1 protein-coding gene is annotated in these 3,391 nt (G+C 52.1%); it reads left to right on the forward strand.

The genetic code is table 11. The annotated features are described in order from the left end of the window. Window positions 1-204 precede the first annotated feature (204 nt). Window positions 205-3,391: hypothetical protein (locus V6D20_02965; GenBank protein HEY9814754.1), on the forward strand; the 3,187-nt coding region annotated here is incomplete at its 3' end.

Consider the following 3,391-nt stretch of genomic DNA (forward strand, 5'->3'; position numbering starts at 1 on the left):
GCGCTCCAATGGGGCGGCACTGGCCTCATGTCCTTCCAAGATGTTGCCCACCGCGCTTTCAAGTCTGGTCAAGATCCCACTGGTCTCGGTCGCTGGGTCTGGACCCAATACAGAGGGGTCAATGGAATCTCCACCCGAGTGATCAGTGCTTACTGCCCCAACAAGGGGTCCCTGGGCGCCACCACTGTTTACACCCAACATCTGATGTACTACATGCGGCAGGGGCAACCCAACACTGACCCCTTTGACCAGTTCTGGCAGGACCTCAAGGCTGCCCTACAACAATGGTTTGAGGCAGGCGACCAGCTCATTGTGTCTGGAGACTTCAACCTGGACGTTTCTTCCAATTTTGTGACCCAGTTCTTTGCCCATTTTGGTATGCAAAATCTCATCTTTGAACTTCATGACAAGACCACAGCCCCTGAGACCTACTTCCGAAACCAACAGCGAGTCAGTGTAGATGCCATCTTTGCCACTGCTACATTAACAGCCAAGGCTGCAGGCTACCTGGACTATGATGATTTCCCTGGAGACCACAGGGCCCTCTGGATTGACTTCACCTACCAGTCTTTCTTTGGACATGAATCCCCACCCATTACTAGACCTTCTGCCAGACGCCTGATACTGCGCGACGACCGGGTTGTTGCCAGGTACCTTGATCTCTACGAACAAAAACTCAAAGAACACCACCTGCAGGCCCGACAGTTCTCCCTGGAGGCCTCCATCACTGGTCCTCTGACTCCCACCCAAGCCCTGGAAGCCAATACTATCAAAAACCTGGTCACTCAAAGTATGCTGTACGCTGAGCGCCGATGCCGGAAATTACGAATGGGGACAGTGCAATATTCCCTGGCAGTTGACAAACCCAGAAAAGAAGTAACCTTTTGGAATCTTGCTATCCACCGACGTCAAGGTGGCCGAGTCCATGGGCGATACTATGACAAGGTAAAGCACAAGGCTGGCCTAGACCACATCTATACACGCGCTTTGACTCTCCCTGAGCTCCTCCAACACCGAACAGAAGCCTGGTCCCGATATAACCAAGCCAAGAAACATGATATGGACTCCCGTCTCAAATTCATTGATACTTTTGACCCTAAACGTAAGAAACAGGTGCTCAGGCACATGCAGCAACGCCAACAGGGCCAAGCAGTGAGACGTATTCTTGGAAAGCTAGGTACAGGCAGTGTCTCTATGGTCCTCCATGAAGATGCCCAGGGACACACTGTGGAATGTGCTACCAAAGACTCCATTGAACAGGCCTGCTGCTCCACAAATGAACTCAAATACCGCCAATCTGAAGACACACCCTTCATGACTCCTCCCCTCCAGCCCCTTCTTGGGTACCTAGGAGACCAAGATGTGGTACAGCAGATCCTGGCTGGCACATTTGAACCTCCTCCAGGCCTTGACCAGTACACTTTGAAATTCATCCATCACCTTCAAATGCCAGAGGCCATCAAAGCCCAACCTCGATGCCCCTCTTATATCTCCACTGAACAACATATCAATGACTGGAAGAAAGCCCGCGAACGCACCTCTGCTGGCATATCTGGCATCCACTTTGGAATGTATAAGGCTCACTTGAAAAGGCCCCACCTAGCTGAGCTAGACGCCTCCCTACGAAATGTAGCCTACACTGCAGGCTTTACTTATGATGATGACAAGTTTGGAATCAATGTTGAACTCTTAAAACGCAAGCATGACCTTCGAGTCTCCAAACTACGCACCATCTTGCTCCTGGAGGCTGCTGCCAACATGAACTACAAATATATGGGCAAGTCCATGATGTGGAATGCTGAAAGAGCTGGCGCCCTAGCAGCTGAAAACTATGGGGGCCGTAAGAAACACAGAGCTGCTGAAGTAAGCCTCAACCAAAGGCTGTGCAGTGACCTCTTCCGCCAAAAGCGCAAGGCCGGCATCATCTGTTCTAACGATGCCAAGGGCTGTTTCGATCGCATTGTCCATTCAGTTGCCAACATCTGCTTCCAAAGATTGGGCCTCCATGCCAACCCAGTCAGGTCAATGCTGGTGGCCATCCAAGAGATGACTCACCATGTGCGCACTGCCTTCGGCGACTCTGAGATTACCTACGGAAATGACCCCTACCAACCCCCACTCCAAGGTTTACTCCAGGGAAATGGCGCAGCTGGCCCTGGCTGGACTGCCATCTGCTCCCCCCTAATTGAAATGATGAGAGAGCTTGGTCTCGGCTACCAATCCTGGACAGCCATCCGACAAGAAGCTATCAAGATTGTCCTGTTTGGCTTTGTGGATGACAATGATTTGGTTCACTCAGCAGCTGACAACACCACCCCTTGTGAAGACTTGATCCATCCTATGCAACAAGGCCTTTCTCACTGGCATGGAGCAATCCGGGCATCTGGTGGTGACTTGGCCCCTGAAAAGAGTTACTGCTACATGATTGACTTCAAATGGTCCAAGGACCACTGGGCTTACCGATCCAAAGATGACCTTCCTGGTGCCCTTCACTTCAAGGACTCAGCTGGCAACATTACCCACACTGTTGAACGCCTGGAGGTTCATGAAGCCCGCGAAGCTTTGGGGGTCCAAGTTCGACATGACGGCCATGATGATGATGAAGTCCAATACCTGATCAAAAAAGCCAAGCAATGGCATGACGCCATCCGTTCGAACCATATCTCCCGAGAAGATGCCTGGTATGCCTTGAATAGCACCATCATGAAAACCATCCAATACCCACTGGCCTGCACTACAATGACACAAGAACAGTCCACACAAATCATGGTCCCCATCTTGAAAGCTGGTCTCAACAAGGCTGGGGTTCAGCGCAATCTTCCCCGCCGCCTCGTCTATGGCTCCCTAAAGGTCCAAGGCCTCAACCTCCAGTCCCCTTGGACTCTGCAACTGATCCAACACTTACATCAGATCCTGCGTCACGGATGCCGACCCAAACACCCCACAGGCATGCTACTGAGAGACAGTATGGAATCTCTAGCCCTGGAGCTAGGTACTGCACAACCTTTCTGGGAAGCCAACTATGATGCCTATGAACCCCTCGGTACCTCCTGCTGGATGAAATCAACCTGGCAGGACTTACACACCACCCCCTTGCGACTGACTGGGCCTCTCCCCTCACTGGCTCCCTTAGCCAGGACTCATGACACATACATTATGGATAGCATTGTTGCTCTTGGCCATTATGACGCTGAAGACCTCCACTTGATCAATGAATGCCGCTACTACCTCCAAGCCATCACTCTGTCCAACATTACCAATGCTGCTGGCACCCACATCACCGGCCTGGCCTGGCAAGGCATGCGTCCCCCCACCATGCCCCACACCAACTATGACTGGGCCAGAACTGTGCGCCCCTCACGCCAACACATTGCCATCTGGCAAGCAGCCC

The sequence above is a fragment of the Candidatus Obscuribacterales bacterium genome (assembly GCA_036703605.1).
GTDB lineage: Bacteria > Cyanobacteriota > Cyanobacteriia > RECH01 > RECH01 > RECH01.